Origin of the sequence: Arthrobacter sp. UNC362MFTsu5.1 (assembly GCF_000685965.1) — a bacterium.
Taxonomy (GTDB): domain Bacteria; phylum Actinomycetota; class Actinomycetes; order Actinomycetales; family Micrococcaceae; genus Arthrobacter.
On sequence record NZ_JMLE01000002.1, the window covers coordinates 198,102 to 218,841 of the forward strand.

Annotated in this window: 13 protein-coding genes; 1 reads left to right on the top strand and 12 read right to left on the bottom strand. The window is 62.7% G+C overall.

The window, feature by feature from the left end:
• Positions 1 to 17: 17 nt before the first annotated feature.
• The 4 genes from rplW to rpsJ are packed head-to-tail and all read right to left on the bottom strand — an operon-like array spanning position 18 to position 1,918.
• A complete protein-coding gene (gene rplW / locus BS38_RS0103705) occupies positions 18 to 323 on the bottom strand; it encodes a 50S ribosomal protein L23 (RefSeq protein WP_018773664.1) in 306 nt (101 codons plus the stop codon).
• Positions 320 to 937 carry a 50S ribosomal protein L4 gene (gene rplD, locus BS38_RS0103710; protein ID WP_028269581.1) on the bottom strand — a complete coding sequence of 206 codons (618 nt, stop codon included), beginning with the start codon at positions 935 to 937 and terminating at the stop codon, positions 320 to 322. Before rplD ends, rplW begins: the two co-directional genes overlap by 4 nt.
• A gap of 4 nt (positions 938 to 941) precedes the next feature.
• Positions 942 to 1,592 (bottom strand): 50S ribosomal protein L3, encoded by a 651-nt coding sequence (gene rplC, locus BS38_RS0103715; protein ID WP_011692809.1) that lies wholly within the window; start codon positions 1,590 to 1,592, stop codon positions 942 to 944.
• Positions 1,593 to 1,609: 17 nt separating this feature from the next.
• Positions 1,610 to 1,918, bottom strand: a complete 309-nt coding sequence (gene rpsJ / locus BS38_RS0103720; protein WP_003803825.1) for a 30S ribosomal protein S10 — start codon at positions 1,916 to 1,918, stop codon at positions 1,610 to 1,612.
• Between the two features lie 412 nt (positions 1,919 to 2,330).
• On the opposite strand from rpsJ, the gene BS38_RS0103725 reads away from it, so the two are divergent.
• Complete coding sequence (locus BS38_RS0103725) at positions 2,331 to 3,758, top strand: GH1 family beta-glucosidase (protein ID WP_028269582.1); 1,428 nt, start codon at positions 2,331 to 2,333, stop codon at positions 3,756 to 3,758.
• An 8-nt stretch (positions 3,759 to 3,766) separates the two neighbouring features.
• Here BS38_RS0103725 and BS38_RS27805 read toward each other — a convergent pair whose 3' ends face one another.
• The 8 genes from BS38_RS27805 to rpoB form a co-directional block, all read right to left on the bottom strand.
• Entirely contained in the window at positions 3,767 to 3,892 is a 126-nt protein-coding gene (locus BS38_RS27805; protein ID WP_268760402.1) for a hypothetical protein, read from the bottom strand.
• Positions 3,893 to 3,933: 41 nt separating this feature from the next.
• Positions 3,934 to 8,025 carry a hypothetical protein gene (locus tag BS38_RS24285; RefSeq protein WP_051628708.1) on the bottom strand — a complete coding sequence of 1,364 codons (4,092 nt, stop codon included), beginning with the start codon at positions 8,023 to 8,025 and terminating at the stop codon, positions 3,934 to 3,936.
• A 182-nt stretch (positions 8,026 to 8,207) separates the two neighbouring features.
• Positions 8,208 to 9,398 (bottom strand): elongation factor Tu, encoded by a 1,191-nt coding sequence (tuf, locus tag BS38_RS0103740; protein ID WP_028269583.1) that lies wholly within the window; start codon positions 9,396 to 9,398, stop codon positions 8,208 to 8,210.
• Between the two features lie 231 nt (positions 9,399 to 9,629).
• Complete coding sequence (gene fusA / locus BS38_RS0103745) at positions 9,630 to 11,744, bottom strand: elongation factor G (RefSeq protein WP_028269584.1); 2,115 nt, start codon at positions 11,742 to 11,744, stop codon at positions 9,630 to 9,632.
• 69 nt (positions 11,745 to 11,813) lie between these two features.
• Positions 11,814 to 12,284 (bottom strand): 30S ribosomal protein S7, encoded by a 471-nt coding sequence (gene rpsG / locus BS38_RS0103750; RefSeq protein WP_026531948.1) that lies wholly within the window; start codon positions 12,282 to 12,284, stop codon positions 11,814 to 11,816.
• A 1-nt stretch (position 12,285) separates the two neighbouring features.
• Complete coding sequence (gene rpsL / locus BS38_RS0103755) at positions 12,286 to 12,660, bottom strand: 30S ribosomal protein S12 (protein WP_009358312.1); 375 nt, start codon at positions 12,658 to 12,660, stop codon at positions 12,286 to 12,288.
• A 381-nt stretch (positions 12,661 to 13,041) separates the two neighbouring features.
• Positions 13,042 to 16,941: a DNA-directed RNA polymerase subunit beta' gene (locus BS38_RS0103760; protein WP_011692815.1), complete on the bottom strand. Its 3,900-nt coding sequence runs from the start codon at positions 16,939 to 16,941 to the stop codon at positions 13,042 to 13,044.
• A 109-nt stretch (positions 16,942 to 17,050) separates the two neighbouring features.
• Complete coding sequence (gene rpoB / locus BS38_RS0103765) at positions 17,051 to 20,566, bottom strand: DNA-directed RNA polymerase subunit beta (protein WP_028269585.1); 3,516 nt, start codon at positions 20,564 to 20,566, stop codon at positions 17,051 to 17,053.
• Between the last annotated feature and the right edge of the window lie 174 nt (positions 20,567 to 20,740).

The following is a 20,740-nucleotide window of genomic DNA, read 5'->3' on the forward strand; positions in this document are numbered from 1 at the left end:
CGTTAAAGTGGTCTCCGCTACGAGAGCGGACCGCCGAAGATGTCGATTGTGCCTTCTTTGAGGCTCACAATTGCACGCTTGGTGTTCTTGCGGGTACCCCAGCCGAATTTGGTGCGCTTGCGCTTACCGGCACGGTTGATGGTGTTGATCGATTCGACCTTGACGGAGAAAATCTTCTCCACGGCCAGCTTGATCTCGGTCTTGTTCGAGCGGGGGTCCACCAGGAAGGTGTACTTTCCCTCATCGATCAGGCCGTAGCTCTTTTCCGATACGACGGGTGCAAGCACGACGTCGCGCGGGTCCTTGATGGTGGCTGCACTCACTTGGCATCCTCCTCGTTCTTTGCCTTGGCGGCAACGAATGCCTCGTAGGCAGCCTTGGTGAAGACTACGTCGTCAGAGACGAGCACGTCGTAGGTGTTCAGCTGGTCTGCGTACAGAACGTGAACATCTGCGAGGTTGCGCACGGACAGTGCAGCAACATCGTTGGCGCGCTCGATGACAACGAGCAGGTTCTTGCGCTCGGACACGCCGCGCAGCGTTGCCAGTGCGGCGCTGGAGGACGGCTTGGTGCCGGTTACCAGTTCAGCGACAACGTGGATGCGGCCGTTACGGGCGCGGTCAGACAATGCGCCGCGCAGTGCAGCAGCAATCATCTTCTTGGGGGTCCGCTGGCTGTAGTCACGCGGGGTCGGGCCGTGGACAACGCCACCACCGGTCATGTGAGGAGCACGGATTGAACCCTGACGGGCGCGGCCGGTGCCCTTCTGCTTGAACGGCTTACGGCCTGCACCGGAAACTTCAGCGCGGGTCTTGGTCTTGTGGGTACCCTGGCGAGCAGCAGCGAGCTGTGCAACGACGACCTGGTGCAGCAGCGGCACGTTGGTCTGTACGTCGAAGATCTCTGCAGGCAGGTCAACCTTGACAGTGCTAGTCATTGAACTAGGCTCCCTTCACGGCGGTGCGTACGAGGACGACCTGGCCGCGGGCACCGGGAACGGCGCCCTTGATGAGGAGCAGCGACTTCTCGACGTCAACTGCGTGAACCGTGAGGTTCAGCGTGGTGTGACGAACGGCGCCCATACGGCCGGCCATTTTCATGCCCTTGAAGACGCGGCTCGGGGTGGATGCGCCACCGATTGAACCGGGCTTACGGTGGTTCTTGTGTGCACCGTGGGAAGCTCCAACGCCGTGGAAGCCGTGACGCTTCATAACACCGGCGAAGCCCTTACCCTTGGTGGTGCCAACGACGTCGATCTTCTGTCCGGCTTCGAAGACCTCAACAGAGAGCTCCTGGCCCAGCTCGTACTCAGCAGCATCTGCGGTACGAAGTTCGACAACGTGGCGGCGAGGCGTGACGCCTGCCTTTTCAAAGTGACCAGCCAGCGGCTTGGTGACCTTGCGGGGATCGATCTGGCCGTAGCCGATCTGAACGGCGACGTAGCCATCAACGTCTGCGTTACGCAGCTGGGTGATGACGTTTGAGTCAGCCTGGACAACAGTGACGGGGATGAGCTTGTTGTTCTCGTCCCAGACCTGGGTCATGCCGAGCTTCGTGCCCAGCAGGCCCTTTACGTTACGGGTTGCGGTCATAGTCTCTCAGCACCTCCCTACAGCTTGATTTCGATGTTCACGTCGGCGGGCAGGTCGAGACGCATAAGCGAGTCAACAGCCTTCGGCGTGGGGTCGATGATGTCGATCAGACGCTTGTGCGTGCGCATTTCAAAGTGCTCGCGGCTGTCCTTGTACTTGTGCGGAGAGCGGATAACGCAGTACACGTTCTTCTCCGTCGGCAGGGGCACGGGGCCAACTACCGTTGCGCCTGCGCGCGTGACCGTCTCAACGATCTTCCGTGCTGAAACGTCAATGACCTCGTGGTCATATGACTTCAGCCGGATGCGGATTTTTTGTCCCGCCATGTCGCCTGACTCTCTTTCAGTCTGTGCTTCCCCTGTTTGGGGCTGCCCTGTTTACTTACGCGTTGTGTGGCTGCCGAAGCATTTGAAGTCTTAACTACCACCCGCCGCACAAGCTGAATCCGGAAGAATCCGGGTTCCTCAACCTGCCGGCGTAACCGACCCCCGCGGTCGGGCGTGTCGCGCTGTGCACGCGTACTCGTCCGCAGTTCCGTGGGGAGTGAGTTATGTTTGGGCTCCTACTTGGACCCTGACACCCGGCATTATCCGGATCGGGACGCGAAGGAGCGCTTGAACAACTCATCTAGTATGCCGGATTTTGCGGGCAGAAGCGAATCACGCCATCCAGGGCAGCGTGCGGCCGCCGGCTTCCCGGGTCATTGCCTTCAGCAACGGTCGAATGGATGATAGGGGCATGACTGTGCAGAACTCTGCGGCGTTGCAGAGCCTGGCCGAGCGGCTGGACCCGGATTTCATCCTGGGTGTGGCCGCCGCCGCGTTCCAAATCGAAGGATCCCTCAAGGCGGACGGCCGCGGACCCTCCGGCTGGGACGCCTTCGCCGAGAAACCGGGCAGCATCATGGACGGCCATTCCCCTGCTGTCGCCTGCGACCACTACAACCGCTCCGGCGAAGACGTTGCCCTGATGCGCGACCTGGGCGTTGACTCGTACCGTTTCTCCATTTCCTGGCCCCGAATCCAGCCGGACGGCCGCGGCCCCTTCAACAGCCAGGGCCTGGACTTCTATGACCGGCTGATCGATCAACTGCTTGACGCCGGCATCTCACCGATGGCCACGCTGTACCACTGGGACACTCCCCTGCCGCTCGAGCACAGTGGCGGCTGGCTGAACCGCACAACCGCGGAACGCTTCGCCGAATACAGTGCCGTGGCCGGTGAACGCTACGGGGATCGCGTGGCGCAATGGGTCACGCTGAACGAACCGGTGTCGGTGACGCTCAACGGTTACGCCCTGGGTGTGCATGCTCCCGGCCATGACCTGCTCTTTGATGCGCTGCCGGCGGTGCACCACCAGTTGCTGGGCCACGGACTTGCCGTGCAGGCCCTGCGCGCAGCCGGTGTGGTCGGTACTGTCGGGGTGACCAACCTGCACTCCCCCGTGCGCCCTGCTTCAGGCAAACTCACCGACAGGCTTTTGGCCAAGGTTTTCGACCTGATGCTGAACCGGGTGTATGCGGACCCCATCCTGCTCGGCAAGTATCCGAAGCCGCCGCTGCTCGCCAGGCCATGGTTCCGGATCCTGTCCGGGGCCAAGGATGCCGACCTCCGGAACATCCACCAACCCATCGACTTCTACGGCCTCAACTACTACTACCCGGTCAAGGTCGCCACGGGGCGGGGGCCGGCCGACAGCCCTGCCGGCACGGCCGAAGCCATGGCCCGGGTGCCCTTCCATTTGGCGGCGTTCCCCGAGTATGACCTGACCGGCTTCGGCTGGCCCGTGGCCCCTGACCACATCGGGGTGCTGCTGCGCGAGATGAAGGACCGGTACGGCGACGCACTGCCGCCGCTGTACATCACCGAGAGCGGCGCAAGTTTCCCGGAACCGGAACACGTGTCCGGTCCCATTCCGGACACCAACCGGATCGACTACCTGGCGGGCCACCTGAACCATGCACTGGCCGCCACGTCACCCGGCGGCCTCGCCGAGGACGTAAAACTTCTGGGCTACTACGTGTGGACCCTGCTGGACAACTTTGAGTGGGCCGCCGGCTACTCGCAGCGCTTCGGGCTGGTCCACGTGGACTTTGACACGCTGGAGCGGACGCCGAAGGAATCCTTCTACTGGTTCCAGGCTCTCAGCAGGGCACGAAAGGCCTGATTTAGGGCCTACTTGTTCTTGTTGGCCCGGTTGATGCGCTTTGCCCGCTCGATTTCCTGGCGGAAGTGCTTCTTCGCCCAAAACACGCCGGCAACGACTGCCGCGGCGACCAGAAGGAAGATTAACCATTCCATGATGCTGTCCTTTCGTTGTCAGCAACCCTACCAAGGCTTTGCTAGGAAATTTCCTGCCGCCGGTCGGGAGCCGGCGGCCCTTCCGGCAGCGGCGATTCATGGGCAGGCTCCACGGGCTCGGCCCGTGCCAGCTTCCACAGTGCGAAGGCGATCAGTCCGACGGCGATCAGCGCCAGGAGAACGAAGGTGTAGGACCGAAGGGCCCACACCAGGCACAGGGACACTCCGGCCGCACCCCACCAGACGAACATCCGCTCCGCCATGAGCAGCCCGGACAACAGCAGTGCAGCGTGCAAGGCCAAAACCCACAGTTGCTGACTCCCCGACCCGCTCCACAGTATGCCCAGACCGCTGAGCCCAAGCAGCGTGGCGCCGGAAGCCAACAGGGTGCGTCCCGCCGTCCTGGATCCGGCTGCGAAGCGAAGCGCCGCCAATCCTGCGGCCAGTCCGACGTACCACTGCACGGCCCAGAACGGGGCCTGCAGGTGGCCATCCGTGACGAGCACTGCACGCTGCACTGCAACGGTCACCACGAATGCGCCGATTTCAGAGGCCACTCTCCGCATCCCGTCCGGAACTTCCCGCACGATCGCAGCCACGGTCACGGCAACCAGCAGGGCCGCCATGAGAGAGGTCGCATCGCTCTTGAAGCCGGCTAGGGCAGCCGCTGCCAGCCCAAGCGCCCCGGCGCTGACCAATGCCCGCCGCCGCACTCCATCTTGTTTCCTGAACGCGAAGCTGGCCCCGTAGAGGACCAGCGCTGCCGGCCCGCAACCCGCAAGCCACGGGAGATAAGCCGCCCACACCCCCTGCACGCCGGGGTACAGGGTGCCGGCAATCAACGTGGCGCCTGCCAGCACAAGCGCCGCGGCCGGCAGGTAGAGGAGCGGTGCGCGTTCCGTGTGCGAGGACGTGAATCCGGTAACGGCCAAAACCAGGAGGGCAGCGCCGATAATCCATTCCGCCGCCGGACCGGCGGTCAGCAGAGCCGTTGTGACAGGAACGGCCGCCCCTGCCAGCCAGAACCAGCGGGCCACCGGATCTGCGCCTTGCCGCTCGGCGCGCCGCAATCGTCGGCCGATCTCCCAGGCGCTGAATGCCAGTGACGCCGCGAGCAGCGTCAGGGGGACTCCGTCCCAGCTCAGCAGCGGAGCCTCCAGGAGGGTTCCGGCCCCGAACTTCAGCGCCGGTCCCGCCGCCACGACGCCGAACACGCCCCCGTAAACACCAAGGTAGAGGGCGCCGCGTGCGCCGAACAGCCGGTGGGCCGCGACCGCACTCAGAAGCAACAACACCAGCTCGGCGAGGACAACGCCCCGCCCGCCCTCGGCATCCTGGATGGCGGACACCCCGGCGCCTTGGAGTATGTAGGCCACGGGAAGCAGTGCCTGCGCCCCCAGGGTCAACCACACGGCCGCTTCCTGGAAGGGAACCTGCTCCAGCCGGTGCCGCATGACCCAACGGACCACGTGCTGGAAGGCAAGGACGCCAGCGAAACTCAGTGATACGGCCGTGCCGGAGGCGGTGACGTCGTACGTGAAGACAATCGCTAGCGCCGCCGTGAGAATGCGGGCGAAGGCAAAGTATGCCCCCTTCGCCTGCCTCGGTTCCGCTGCGGCAACCATGACCGCGCTGTAAACAGCGAAGATCCCCAGCACAAGCTCGACGTCGGCCCAACGGCCGCCGCTGCAGACGAGCAGGACTGCCAGCACAGACGGCGCGAAGGCCGCCGCGGCAGGCAGTTCCCGGAACACATAACCGGACGCAGCAGCGCTGAGTGCCATAACGGCCAAGGCCAGGGTTTGTTGCCAGTCCCCCGTGTTTCCGGCAGCCGCCCCGGGCTGCAGGATCCGGGCCAGGGCAAGGATGACGGTCTGCAACACGAGGACCAGTGCGACGTCGGCAACCACCGCATCGGGGGCGCGACGGCGCGTTGCGGCGACAAGCGGGAACACGAGCTGGGCCGCCAGTGCGGCGATCAGGACGCTTGCCAGTGAGATGTCCTCGCCAGCGAACACCACCGGTCCGGATGACTGCTGAAGCTCGCGGTATGCCATCGCCACGAGGAGGGTTGCCGCTGCCCTGGCCATCCACCAGTAGGCCCAGCGCCGGTCAATGCCGGCAGACCTCATCCCTGAGGCTGCCAAGTAGAGGAAAAGGGGGAACAGGAGGCCGGTGGCCAGGCCTGATGAGACGCCGGCGTTGGCCGTCAGGAAGGCTGTTGCCGACACTGCCAGGGGCAGCCACTCGGCTACCGTTGGCTGCCAGGGAACGTCCGTGGCGGACACCGGAAGCAGTAGGACGCCCACGGCCAGTGAAACCAGTGTCTGGACCACCAGGGCAATGGTCGAAAACAGATTCCCTGCCGTGGCGTCCGTGATGGCCAAAGCGATCAGGCACAAGGCACCGGCAGCAGTGAAACCTACCAGGGTTGGGACGGGTACCAGAGCCGCTGCACCCGCCCGCTCGGCCGCGGCGGATGCCAGCTGCTGGACCACCAGGGCGAGCGACAGGCAGAAGAAGGCCGCAGCGGGCGCGTCGCGGCTCCCGTCCATCAGTGCGGTGGTCAGCACAGGAACGGCCAGGGTCCCGGCTATCCGTGCGGCAAGGATGAAGTGCGGGAGCAGCGGTGAATGGGAAGCAACCGAGCGCACAGCCCAGAAAAGTGTTGCTGCGGCGAGCAGGTTGAAGACCAGCCAGGGGCCCAGCTGCACCCCGGCCGCCATGCCCGTTGCCAGTGCTGCCGGCGGTGCCCATTCGGCGGCTCCCCCGGCTTTCACTGCGATGTACATCCCAGCGGCGGCGCCGGTCACGACTACCCAGAGCAGCAGGTCCTCCAGGTTGCCGGGAACCTGAACGAGCATGGCGAACGCCAGGACCAGTTGGGACCCGAGTGTGATGAACGAGTCCGCGTTCCAGTGCTGCTTGCCTCCCCGGGCCGGGGACCAGCGCTGCAGAGGCACCGAGGCCGCGGCAACGGCCACGGACTGCACAGCCAGAAGGGACGCAGCGGTGAACAGTCCCCAGGCGGCAGCACCTGTGAGATGCCAGGCCCACGCGGACGCCGCAACGGTCATGGCCAGTCGCGCACCGTGCATCTTCAATAGCCGGTGGCTGGCGCCGCGCACCAATGCGGCTGTGGCGAAGTACGCTCCACAGAGTGCCATGATCAGGGCGAAGTCGCTGCGCTCCAGACCCAACGGCAGAACCACAGTTGCCAAGGCCACGGCAGGAACCAGGAATGGGTCGAGGATGATGATCGGACGCAGGAACAAGGGTGCCATCCACCCGGGCTTGACCAGCGTCACCACTGTGAACGCCACCGCTAAACCGATCACGGCCGCGAAGTACCACACCAGCGGAGCGCCGAGTACGGACACCCCGGACCACGCCGTCGAGGCTACGAAGGTGAACGACAGGTACACCAGCACCCGGCTTTCGAGCCGGATGGCGGCAACCACATATGCCAGCGTTCCAGCCAGCGACGTCAGGAGCCATGCCAGGCCGGCATCCTGCACGCCAAAGTTGTACATCGCCAGGCCAGCGACGGGCACCAGCGCCAGCCCGGTGCCGGCGAAGGCAACGGCGGCAGGCCGAAGCCTCGGCGCTTTGGCATGAAGCGCTAGCCCAACACCGTAGAAGAGAGCCGTGATCAGGCAAACGCCAGCAAAACGCAGGGCGGCCGGCAGGCTGGTGCCCACAAAGAGTGCCCCCGCCGCCACCAGCAACAGGCTGGCGACATACAGCGTGGTGTTGATGTTCTGCCGTTCACGTTTGTCCTTTCTGGCCAGGCGTTCCGCGGGCGACTCCATCAAGGGAAGCTCCTCGGCAGCCGGCTCCGCAGCAGCGGGGCGCGCGGCCACCGTCACATGATGGACCGCTTCGAGGGGCTGTTGCACTGCCAGCCCGTCAAGGCTTGCCGCACTTTCGGGCGAAGTCGGGGACCCGGTGCCGGCCGCATGCCGGGCTGACACCGCGGCAACGCCTTCATGCCAGCCTTGGACATGCCCGGCCCTAAAGCCGCTGCCGTAGGCATCATGGTTCGCAGCCTTAAGTTGACGGATGGACCGGCGGGACGAGATGAGAAGGACGGCGGCAATGATGACCAGTGGCGTCATGAGGGCAGACCACATCGAGTTATTCCTTTCGGTGTCATCGCCACCAACGGAATATCTCCGACGGAGCACTCCATGGTTTATCCAGCGATTGGAATAACTCTAGCAAAAAACAGCCCCGCTGCGATATGCACGCAGCGGGGCTGTTGATAAGTCTCAGACGGCCGTCAGGCCTTCCGATCCCTGATCATCCAGTATTACTACTTGATGATCTTGGTGACGCGTCCCGAACCAACGGTGCGGCCGCCTTCGCGGATAGCGAAGCCGAGGCCCTCTTCCATAGCGATGGGCTGGATGAGCGCAACGGTCATCTCAGTGTTGTCGCCAGGCATAACCATTTCCGTGCCTTCCGGCAGGGTGATAACGCCGGTTACGTCCGTGGTGCGGAAGTAGAACTGCGGGCGGTAGTTGGAGTAGAACGGGTTGTGACGTCCGCCTTCGTCCTTGGAGAGGATGTAGACGTTAGCCTCGAAGTCGGTGTGCGGGGTGATTGAACCCGGCTTGACGACAACCTGGCCACGCTCTACGTCATCACGCTTCAGACCGCGGAGCAGCAGGCCACAGTTCTCGCCGGCCCATGCTTCGTCGAGCTGCTTGTGGAACATCTCGATACCGGTAACCGTGGTCTTCTGGACCGGACGGATGCCGACGATCTCGACCTCAGAGTTGATCGCGAGGGTTCCACGCTCGGCGCGGCCCGTTACAACGGTGCCACGGCCGGTGATCGTGAAGACGTCTTCGATCGGCATCAGGAAGGGCTTGTCGCGGTCGCGGATGGGGTCCGGAACGGACTCGTCCACAGCAGCCATCAGGTCCTCAACGGACTTGACCCACTCGGGGTCGCCTTCCAGGGCCTTCAGGCCGGAAACGCGAACGACCGGAGCTTCGTCGCCGTCGAAGCCCTGCGAGCTCAGGAGCTCACGAACTTCCATTTCGACGAGGTCGAGGAGCTCTTCGTCATCGACCATGTCAGCCTTGTTCAGTGCCACCAGCAGGTAGGGAACACCAACCTGGCGGGCGAGCAGAACGTGCTCGCGGGTCTGAGCCATCGGGCCGTCAGTGGCGGCAACCACGAGGATTGCACCGTCCATCTGAGCCGCACCGGTGATCATGTTCTTGATGTAGTCAGCGTGACCCGGAGCGTCTACGTGTGCGTAGTGGCGCTTCTCGGTCTGGTACTCAACGTGGGAGATGTTGATGGTAATGCCGCGCTGACGCTCTTCGGGAGCAGAGTCAATCGACGCGAAGTCACGCTTCTCGTTGAGAGTCGGGTACTTGTCGTACAGCACCTTGGAAATGGCGGCCGTCAACGTCGTCTTACCGTGGTCAACGTGACCAATGGTACCGATGTTAACGTGCGGCTTAGTCCGCTCGAACTTTGCCTTTGCCACAGGTTCCTCCTAGAACGTTTTCAAATGACTTACCCTCCGGTCGCGCTTGTCGCGGCCGAAACTTCAGTAAGTCTACTTGGGGGGCTTTGGATTGGTGAAATTGCAGATTCAGGAACTAATACTAGTCCCTCGAGCCTGTTCGTGCAGATGGCCGGAAACCGACCATCTGCACAGGGCTAGTTTCCAAATTTGGAAACGCACCCGAGTTTGTCGCTTTGAAAGTCCGGTGGACTACTCGCCGCGGGTCTTCTGAATGATCTCGTCGGCGACAGCCTTCGGGACCTCGGCGTAGCTGTTGAACGTCATGGAGTACACAGCGCGGCCCTGGGTCTTCGAGCGCAGGTCACCGATGTAGCCGAACATGCCGGACAGCGGGACGTGCGCGCGGATGACCTTGACGCCCTGGGCATCTTCCATGGACTGCATCTGGCCACGGCGGGAGTTGAGGTCACCGATAACTTCACCCATGTATTCCTCAGGGGTGCGGACCTCGACATCCATCAGCGGTTCGAGCAGGACAGGGTTCGCCTTGCGTGCAGCTTCCTTGAAAGCCATACGGCCGGCGATCTTGAACGCCATTTCCGAGGAGTCAACATCGTGGTACGCGCCGTCAATCAGCGTGGCCTTGATGCCGACAACCGGGTAACCGGCCAGGACGCCGTCGTTCAGTGCATCCTGGATACCGGCGTCAACAGACGGGATGTATTCGCGCGGAACGCGGCCACCGGTGACCTTGTTCTCGAACTCGTACATCTCGCCTTCGGACGTGTCCAGCGGCTCGATCGCGATCTGGATCTTTGCGAACTGGCCCGAACCACCGGTCTGCTTCTTGTGCGTGTAGTCGTGACGCTCTACAGCACGCTTGATGGTTTCGCGGTAAGCAACCTGCGGCTTGCCAACGTTTGCCTCGACCTTGAATTCGCGGCGCATGCGGTCCACCAGGATGTCCAGGTGGAGCTCGCCCATGCCGGCGATGATGGTCTGACCGGTGTCTTCGTTGAGGGAGACCTGGAAGGTCGGGTCCTCAGCGGAGAGCTTCTGGATGGCCGTGGAGAGCTTCTCCTGGTCACCCTTGGTGTTCGGCTCGATGGCAACCGAGATCACGGGCTCCGGGAAGCTCATGGACTCGAGGACGATCTGGTTGGCGGAATCGCACAGGGTGTCACCCGTGGTGGTGTCCTTCAGACCGATGGCTGCGTAGATGTGGCCGGCGGTAGCGCCCTCAACGGGCATTTCCTTGTTGGCGTGCATCTGGAACAGCTTGCCGATGCGCTCCTTCTTGCCCTTGGTGGAGTTAACCACCTGGGCGCCTGCTTCCACGTGACCGGAGTACACGCGGATGAAGGTGAGCTGACCGAAGAACGGGTGCGCGGCGATCTTGAATGCCAGTGCGGAGAACGGCTCTTCAGAGGACGGCTTGCGAGTGAGTTCCTTCTCTTCGTCGCGAGGATCGTGACCGATCATCGGGGGGACGTCGAGCGGGTTCGGCAGGTAGTCAACGACGGCATCCAGCATCGGCTGAACGCCACGGTTCTTGAATGCGGAACCGCAGAAGACCGGGTAGATCTCCGAGTTGATCGTCATCTTGCGGATGCCGGCCTTGAGCTCGTCGATGGAGATCTCTTCGCCCTCAAGGTATTTCTCCATGAGTTCTTCGGAGGCCTCTGCAACAGTCTCAACGAGCGTTGCGCGGTACTCTTCGGCCTTTTCCTTGAGGTCAGCCGGGATCTCGCGGATCTCGTACTTGGCACCCATGGTGACGTCACCCTTGGCATCGCCGGGCCACACCAGTGCGCGCATGTAGAGCAGGTCGACGACGCCGATGAAGTCATTCTCGGAACCGATCGGCAGCTGCATGACGAGCGGCTTGGCACCGAGGCGGCTGATGATGGTGTCTACGGTGAAGTAGAAGTCAGCGCCCAGCTTGTCCATCTTGTTGACGAAGCAGATACGCGGGACGTTGTACTTGTCAGCCTGGCGCCAGACAGTCTCGGACTGCGGCTCCACGCCTTCCTTGCCGTCGAACACGGCGACTGCACCGTCGAGGACGCGCAGGGAGCGCTCAACCTCAACCGTGAAGTCCACGTGGCCGGGGGTGTCGATGATGTTGATCTGGTTGTTTTCCCAGAAGCAGGTCACGGCGGCAGACGTGATGGTGATGCCGCGTTCCTTTTCCTGTTCCATCCAGTCGGTGGTCGAAGCGCCGTCGTGCGTTTCGCCGATCTTGTGGTTCACACCTGTGTAGAACAGAATGCGCTCGGTGGTGGTGGTCTTGCCGGCATCAATGTGGGCCATGATGCCGATATTGCGGACCTTACTAAGGTCGGTAAGCACGTCCTGTGCCACGGTGTCTCCCTTTCGGATGGACTGCACGTTCGCCGCCGGCTCGAGTGAGCCGGCGGCGTCCGGGAAGTATTACCAGCGGTAGTGTGCGAAGGCCTTGTTGGACTCGGCCATCTTGTGGGTGTCTTCGCGACGCTTCACAGCGGCACCGAGACCGTTCGAGGCATCCAGGATTTCGTTCTGGAGACGCTCGGTCATCGTCTTTTCGCGGCGGGCCTTGGAGTAGCCGACCAGCCAGCGAAGGGCGAGTGCCGTGGAGCGGCCCGGCTTGACCTCAACCGGAACCTGGTAGGTTGCGCCACCGACGCGGCGTGAGCGGACCTCGAGGGAAGGCTTGACGTTGTCCATGGCCTTCTTGAGTGCTGCTACGGGGTCGCCGCCGGACTTGGCGCGGGCGCCTTCGAGGGCACCGTAAACGATGCGCTCAGCGGTGGACTTCTTGCCGTCTACCAGCACCTTGTTGATCAGCTGGGTGACCAGCGGGGAGCCGTAAACGGGATCTAGTACTAGCGGCCGCTTGGGGGCCGGACCCTTGCGAGGCATATTACTTCTTCTCCATCTTTGCGCCGTAGCGGCTGCGTGCCTGCTTACGGTTCTTCACACCCTGGGTATCGAGGGCGCCACGGACGATCTTGTAACGGACACCCGGGAGGTCCTTCACACGACCGCCACGGACGAGCACAATGGAGTGCTCCTGGAGGTTGTGGCCTACACCGGGGATGTAAGCGGTAACCTCAACGCCACCGTTAAGGCGCACACGTGCAACCTTACGCAGAGCCGAGTTCGGCTTCTTCGGGGTGGTGGTGTAGACGCGGGTGCAAACACCGCGGCGCATCGGGCTGCCCTTAAGCGCGGGAGCCTTGGTCTTTGAGACCTTAGGCGTGCGGCCCTTACGGACCAACTGGTTAATCGTAGGCACTCTCGTGTTCTCCGTTTTATCCGGAGCGGCCGCTGACAGCCGCTCTCCTTTTGCTTTGCCCCGCCGCCCGAGCTTTGAAGAATCTCCAGAGCAGCTGAGGCGAAGCCTTAATAGTCGGATCGCAGACCGGGACCCGGACTTGCGTCCTGATCGGTCCCTAGGCATGCAAAAATGTGGCATACGTTGCACAAGAACCCTGCAAACCGGAAACGTCGCTCTGGCTAGCCTTTCAGCTCAGCCGGCGCACTCATCCACTGCCACAATAACAATTGGTATCCAGTCTAACATGGACGGCCGCCAAGCCTTAATCGGCGGGTTAAACAGGGATGGTCCCCCACCTTGCGGTGCGGGACCATCCCTTGATCAGGCTATGACTGCGGTCTAGCGGAAGTCGCTGCCGAGGTCGTAATCATCCAGCGGGATGGCGTGGAACTCAGGAGCTCCGTCGCCGCCAAGCGTGTCGTAGGAGAAGTCGCTGAAAGCGCTGGGACCCGTGAACAGGTTTGCCTTTGCTTCTTCAGTCGGCTCCACCGTGACCTCCGTGTAGCGCGGGAGACCCGTGCCGGCGGGGATGAGCTTACCGATGATGACGTTCTCCTTGAGGCCGAGCAGCGGGTCGCTCTTGCCTTCCATGGCCGCCTGCGTCAGGACGCGGGTGGTCTCCTGGAAGGAAGCTGCCGACAGCCAGGACTCGGTGGCCAGGGATGCCTTGGTGATACCCATGAGCTCAGGACGTCCGGAAGCCGGAGTCTTGCCCTCGGACACCACGCGGCGGTTGGCGTCTTCGAAGCGGCTGCGCTCGGCCAGCTCACCGGGGAGCAGGTCGGATTCACCCGATTCGATGACCGTGACGCGGCGCAGCATCTGGCGGACGATAACCTCGACGTGCTTGTCGTGGATGCCGATGCCCTGGCTGCGGTACACGCCCTGGACTTCGTCCACCAGGAACTTCTGTGCAGCACGGGGGCCCATGATGCGCAGAACCTGCTTGGGGTCGACCGGGCCGTTGATGAGCTTCTGGCCCACCGCGACGTGCTGCCCGTCTTCAATCAGGAGGCGTGAGCGGCGAAGGACCGGGTAAGCGATCTCTTCACTGCCGTCGTCCGGAGTGATGACCAGGCGCATCTGGCGCTCGGACTCTTCGATGGCGATGCGGCCGGCTGCTTCTGCAATCGGTGCGACACCCTTCGGAGTACGGGCTTCGAAAAGCTCCTGGATACGGGGCAGACCCTGGGTGATGTCGTCGCCACCGCTGGCGGAAACAGCACCACCGGTGTGGAACGTACGCATGGTCAGCTGGGTACCGGGCTCACCGATGGACTGTGCGGCAATGATGCCCACTGCCTCACCGATGTCCACGGTCTTGCCGGTGGCCAGCGAACGGCCGTAGCACAGGGCGCAGGTGCCGACGCTGGACTCACAGGTGAGTACAGAGCGGACCTTGACCTCGGTGATACCGGCTGCGAACAGTTCGGCAATGACGACGTCGCCGCAGTCGGTGCCGCCGGCAGCCAGGACCTTGCCCTTGGAGTCAACGACATCCACGGCCAGGGTACGGGCGTACGCGCTGTTCTCAACGTTCTCGTCCAGCACCAGCTCACCGTTGGCATCAGCCACGGCGATCGGGGTGACGAGGCCGCGTTCGGTGCCGCAGTCCTCTTCACGGACGATGACGTCCTGCGAGACGTCCACCAGACGACGGGTCAGGTAACCCGAGTTGGCGGTACGCAGCGCGGTGTCAGCCAGACCCTTACGGGCACCGTGCGTGGCGATGAAGTATTCCAGCACCGACAGGCCCTCGCGGTAGGAGGACTTGATCGGACGCGGGATGATCTCACCCTTAGGGTTGGCCACCAGGCCACGGATACCCGCGATCTGACGGACCTGCATCCAGTTACCACGTGCACCGGAGGAAACCATGCGGTTAATCGTGTTCATGGGCGACAGGTTGTCACGCATGACCTGGGCGATTTCGTTGGTTGCCTTGTTCCAGATCTCGATCAGTTCCTGGCGACGCTCGTCGTCGTCGATCAGGCCCTTGTCGTACTGTCCCTGGATCTTGGCAGCGCGCTCTTCGTAACCGGCAAGGATGACCGGCTTCTCGGCCGGAACCTCGATGTCGGAGATGGCGACGGTGACGCCTGAGCGGGTGGCCCAGTAGAAACCGGCGTCCTTCAGGTTGTCCAGCGTTGCCGCGGTAACAACCTTCGGGTAGCGCTCGGCGAGGTCGTTGACGATGCGGGACAGTTCGCCCTTGTCGGCAACAGCCTCAACCCACGGGTAGTCCTCGGGCAGGGTCTGGTTGAAGATGACCTGGCCCAGGGAGGTCTGGACGAGCGCGGTCTGACCCGGCTCCCAGCCTTCCGGAGCTTCCCAGCCGGCGTAAGGAACAAAGCCCTCAAGACGGATCTTGACCTGGGAGTTCAGGTGCAGCTCGTGCAGGTCGAACGCCATGATGGCTTCCGAAACCGAGGAGAAGATGCGGCCTTCGCCAGCTGAACCGACACGCTTGGTGGTCAGGTGGTAGAGGCCGATGATCATATCCTGCGAAGGAAGGGTCACCGGGCGGCCGTCGGACGGCTTCAGGATGTTGTTGGAGGACAGCATCAGGATGCGTGCTTCAGCCTGGGCCTCGGGGCTCAGCGGCAGGTGCACTGCCATCTGGTCGCCGTCGAAGTCAGCGTTGAAGGCGCCACAAACCAGCGGGTGGAGCTGGATTGCCTTGCCTTCCACAAGCTGCGGTTCGAAGGCCTGGATGCCGAGGCGGTGCAGGGTAGGTGCACGGTTGAGCAGCACCGGGTGTTCGGTGATGATCTCTTCCAGCACGTCCCAGACCTGCGGACGGTAACGCTCGACCATGCGCTTTGCCGACTTGATGTTCTGGGCGTGGTTGAGGTCAACCAGGCGCTTCATCACGAACGGCTTGAAGAGCTCCAGGGCCATCTGCTTGGGCAGACCACACTGGTGCAGCTTCAGCTGCGGGCCGACGACGATGACCGAACGGCCGGAGTAGTCAACGCGCTTGCCGAGCAGGTTCTGGCGGAAACGACCCTGCTTGCCCTTGAGCATGTCGCTCAGGGACTTCAGCGGACGGTTGCCCGGACCCGTTACCGGACGGCCACGACGGCCGTTGTCGAAGAGGCTGTCAACAGCTTCCTGAAGCATGCGCTTCTCGTTGTTGACGATGATCTCCGGAGCACCGAGGTCAAGCAGGCGCTTGAGGCGGTTGTTGCGGTTGATCACACGGCGGTAGAGGTCGTTGAGGTCGGAGGTCGCGAAGCGGCCACCGTCCAGCTGGACCATCGGGCGCAGTTCCGGCGGGATCACCGGGACGGCGTCCAGCACCATGCCGAGCGGGCTGTTGTTGGTGGTCAGGAACGCGTTGACCACCTTCAGGCGCTTCAGTGCACGGGTCTTGCGCTGGCCCTTGCCGTTGGCAATGATGTCGCGCAGCAGGTCCGACTCGGCCTGCATGTCGAAGTTCTCAAGACGCTTCTTGATGGCTTCGGCACCCATGGAGCCTTCGAAGTACATGCCGTAGCGGTCACGCAGTTCGCGGTAGAGGCCTTCATCACCTTCGAGGTCTGCGACCTTCAGGTTCTTGAAACGGTCCCAGACCTGCTCAAGGCGCTCGATGTCGGCGTCGGCACGCTTACGCACGTTGGCCATCTGACGGTCCGCGGAGTCGCGGGCCTTCTTCTTGTCGGCAGCCTTGGCGCCTTCACCTTCGAGACGGGCAAGCTCGTTCTCAAGGTCGCGGGCGATCGTGGCGATGTCCGAGTCGCGGTTGTCGACCAGCTGCTTCTTCTCGATATCGTGCTCAACCTGGAGGTTGGGCAGTTCTTCGTGGCGGCTGTCGGTATCGACGCTCGTGATCATGTAGGCAGCGAAGTAGATGACCTTTTCGAGGTCCTTCGGTGCAAGGTCAAGGAGGTAGCCCAGGCGGGACGGAACACCCTTAAAGTACCAGATGTGCGTGACCGGTGCGGCCAGTTCGATGTGGCCCATGCGCTCACGGCGGACCTTGGCGCGGGTGACTTCAACGCCACACCGCTCGCAGATGATGCCCTTGAAGCGCACGCGCTTGTACTTGCCGCAGTAGCATTCCCAGTCGCGGGACGGGCCGAAGATCTTCTCGCAGAAGAGGCCGTCCTTCTCGGGCTTGAGCGTGCGGTAGTTGATGGTTTCCGGCTTCTTAACCTCGCCGTAAGACCAGCCACGGATGTCTTCCGCGGTGGCGAGGCCGATCTGCATGAGGCCGAAGGAGGATTCGCTGGACATATGGTCCCTGTTCTCTCTTGTTCTCTAAATTCTGAAGTCTTGGGTTACGGGAAGAGGGAGCCCCGGAGCAAGGCAGCGCGGCGTGCCGGCTGCCCTGCTCCGGAGGACTCTAGACCTCTTCTACGGAACTGGGCTCTGCACGAGACAGATCGATGCCCAGTTCTTCCGCAGCCGTGAAGACTGCGTCATCAGAGTCACGCATTTCAATTGTGGTTCCGTCCGTGGAAAGCACTTCCACGTTCAGGCACAGCGACTGCATTTCCTTGATCAAGACCTTGAAGGACTCAGGAACGCCCGGCTCAGGGATGTTCTCGCCCTTGACGATGGCTTCGTAGACCTTCACACGACCGTGGATATCATCCGACTTGATCGTGAGGAGTTCCTGGAGCGTGTACGCGGCGCCGTAAGCTTCGAGCGCCCACACTTCCATTTCACCGAAGCGCTGGCCACCGAACTGTGCCTTACCACCCAGCGGCTGCTGCGTGATCATGGAGTACGGGCCGGTGGAGCGCGCGTGGATCTTGTCGTCCACCAGGTGGTGGAGCTTCAGGATGTACATGTAGCCGACCGAGATCGGATCCGGGAACGGCTCGCCGGAGCGGCCGTCAAACAGGCGGGTCTTGCCCGAGGAGTTGATCAGGCGGTCGCCGTCGCGGGTCACGTTGGTGGAGTCGAGCAGGCCCGTGATTTCTTCTTCACGCGCACCGTCGAAGACCGGCGTTGCAACAGTGGTCGAACCACTCTCGCGCGGCAGGTTCGGCAGCTGCTTGACCCACTCGGGCTCGCCTTCGATCTTCCAACCGGTCTTGGCAACCCAGCCGAGGTGCGTTTCGAGCACCTGGCCGACGTTCATACGGCCCGGAACACCCAGCGGGTTCAGGACGATATCAACGGGGGTACCGTCGGCAAGGAAGGGCATGTCCTCGATCGGAAGGATCTTGGAGATAACACCCTTGTTGCCGTGACGGCCGGCGAGCTTGTCGCCGTCGGTGATCTTGCGCTTGGCGGCCACGTAGACGCGGACCAGCTGGTTGACGCCCGGGGGCAGCTCGTCGTCGTTGTCGCGGTCGAAGACGCGGACGCCGATGACGGTGCCGGACTCGCCGTGCGGAACCTTCAGGGACGTGTCGCGGACTTCGCGGGACTTCTCGCCGAAGATGGCGCGCAGCAGGCGCTCTTCCGGGGTCAGTTCGGTTTCACCCTTCGGGGTGACCTTTCCGACCAGGATGTCGCCGGCTTCAACCTCGGCACCGATGTGGATGATGCCGCGCTCGTCCAGGCCTGCAAGGACTTCCTCGGACACGTTGGGGATGTCACGGGTGATTTCCTCGGCACCAAGCTTGGTGTCGCGGGCATCGATCTCGTGCTCCTCGATGTGGATGGAGGAAAGGACGTCCTCGGCAACGATGCGCTGCGAGAGGATGATGGCGTCCTCGAAGTTGTGGCCTTCCCATGACATGAATGCCACGAGCAGGTTCTTACCGAGGGCGAGTTCACCCTGGTCCGTTGCCGGGCCGTCAGCGATGATGCCGCCGACCTCCAGGCGCTGGCCTTCGCTCACCAGGACACGGTGGTTATAGCAGTTGCCCTGGTTGGAACGGGCGAACTTGTTGATGCGGTAGTTGGTTTCCGTGCCGTCGTCGTTGAGCATGATGACGAGTTCAGCGGACACCTCGGTGACCACACCGGCCTTCTTCGCGATGACAACGTCACCGGCGTCGACGGCGGCGGCACGCTCCATGCCGGTACCGACGAACGGCGCCTCGGAACGGACCAGCGGCACAGCCTGGCGCTGCATGTTGGCACCCATGAGTGCGCGGTTAGCATCGTCATGCTCGAGGAACGGGATCAGGGCCGTAGCCACGGACACCATCTGGCGCGGGGAAACGTCCATGAACTCGACCTCGGCGGCGGGAACCAGCACGGGCTCGCCTCCACCACCACGGGCGCGGACCAGGACGGTCTCCTCGGCGAACTTCTTGTTCTCGTCCAGCGGAGCGTTGGCCTGTGCAATCAGGACCTCTGCTTCGTCGTCGGCCGTCAGGTACTGGACCTCATCGGAAACGACACCTTCGGACACGAGGCGGTAAGGCGTCTCGATGAAGCCGAACGGGTTGATGCGGCCGTAGGAAGCCAGCGAACCGATCAGACCAATGTTCGGGCCTTCAGGGGTTTCGATGGGGCACATACGTCCGTAGTGGGACGGGTGAACGTCTCGGACTTCCATGCCTGCACGGTCACGGGACAGACCACCCGGGCCAAGCGCGGACAGACGGCGCTTGTGGGTCAGACCCGACAGCGGGTTGTTCTGGTCCATGAACTGGGACAGCTGGGAAGTTCCGAAGAACTCCTTGATGGCTGCCACAACGGGGCGGATGTTGATCAGTGTCTGCGGCGTGATGGCCTCGACGTCCTGCGTGGTCATACGCTCGCGGACGACGCGCTCCATACGGGACAGGCCGGTGCGGACCTGGTTCTCGATGAGCTCGCCGACGGCGCGGATGCGGCGGTTGCCGAAGTGGTCGATGTCATCGATCTCGACGCGCAGTTCGTGGTCCTGGCCGTCGCGCTTGCCCGTGAGGGTCTTCTCGCCGGCGTGCAGGGCAACCAGGAACTTGATCATTGCAACGATGTCTTCAACGTGCAGGACCGAAGCTTCCTTGTCGCCAAGGGAGCGGTCGATGCCAAGCTTGCGATTGATCTTGTAACGGCCGACCTTGGCCAGATCGTAGCGCTTGGAGTTGAAGTACAGGTTGTCCAGCAGGGACTGGGCAGCCTCGACGGTGGGCGGCTCGCCCGGTCGCAGCTTCCGGTAGATGTCCAGCAAAGCGTCTTCGCGGGTTTCGGTGGCGTCCTTCTCCAGCGTTGCGCGCATGGAGTCGTACTGGCCGAACTCTTCGAGGATCTGGCCTTCGGTCCAGCCGAGGGCCTTCAGCAGCACCGTGACGGACTGCTTGCGCTTGCGGTCAAGGCGAACGCCGACCTGGTCGCGCTTGTCGATCTCGAGCTCGAACCAGGCACCGCGGGACGGGATGATCTTCGCAGTGAAGATGTCCTTGTCGCTGGTCTTGTCAGCGGTGCGCTCGAAGTAGGCGCCCGGGGAACGGACCAGCTGGGAGACAACGACACGCTCGGTGCCGTTGACGACGAAGGTGCCCTTCTCGGTCATCAGCGGGAAGTCACCCATGAACACGGTCTGCTGCTTGATTTCGCCCGTGTTGTTGTTCATGAATTCGGCTTTAACGTACAGCGGAGCCGAGTACGTAGCGTCCCGGTCCTTGCACTCGGCCATGGTGTATTTGGGATCAGCGAACTCCGGGTCGGAGAAGCTCAGGGACATGGTGCCCTGGAAATCCTCGATCGGGGAGATCTCTTCAAAGATGTCAGACAGACCGGAGCTAGTGGCGACGCTGAGGTCGCCTTCTTCGACAGCCTTCGCAACGCGTGCCTGCCAGCGTTCGTTTCCGACCAGCCAGTCAAAGCTGTCCGTTTGCAGGGCAAGCAGATTCGGAACGTCAAGAGGTTCGTGAATCTTTGCGAATGAGAGCCGGCGAGTGGCACCATCGGTGCTGTCGGCATTGATAGCGGTAGCGTTGTTTACATTAGAGGTGCTCGAGGCGACCAAGAGGGATCCTTCCACAGACCTTCAGGCGTTTTCAGATCTCCCCCGTTGCAAGCCCTGCAGAATGACTCCGCAGCGCTACCAGTCCGGTTCCGCTATATGACCCGGGACCCAGGCTGTTCATGTTGATGCACGTCTCGGACGGCACGTCGATGGAACAGCTGCTAGGCAAAGCCC

Bases quoted from the DNA above. Each gene is read 5' to 3' on its own strand.
- rplC (WP_011692809.1), bottom strand. From the start codon at position 1,592: ATGACCGCAACCCGTAACGTAAAGGGCCTGCTGGGCACGAAGCTCGGC.
- rpsJ (WP_003803825.1), bottom strand. From the start codon at position 1,918: ATGGCGGGACAAAAAATCCGCATCCGGCTGAAGTCATATGACCACGAG.
- rpsG (WP_026531948.1), bottom strand. From the start codon at position 12,284: ATGCCTCGCAAGGGTCCGGCCCCCAAGCGGCCGCTAGTACTAGATCCC.
- BS38_RS24285 (WP_051628708.1), bottom strand. From the start codon at position 8,025: ATGTGGTCTGCCCTCATGACGCCACTGGTCATCATTGCCGCCGTCCTT.
- rplD (WP_028269581.1), bottom strand. From the start codon at position 937: ATGACTAGCACTGTCAAGGTTGACCTGCCTGCAGAGATCTTCGACGTA.
- BS38_RS0103725 (WP_028269582.1), top strand. From the start codon at position 2,331: ATGACTGTGCAGAACTCTGCGGCGTTGCAGAGCCTGGCCGAGCGGCTG.
- BS38_RS0103760 (WP_011692815.1), bottom strand. From the start codon at position 16,941: ATGTCCAGCGAATCCTCCTTCGGCCTCATGCAGATCGGCCTCGCCACC.
- BS38_RS27805 (WP_268760402.1), bottom strand. From the start codon at position 3,892: ATGGAATGGTTAATCTTCCTTCTGGTCGCCGCGGCAGTCGTTGCCGGC.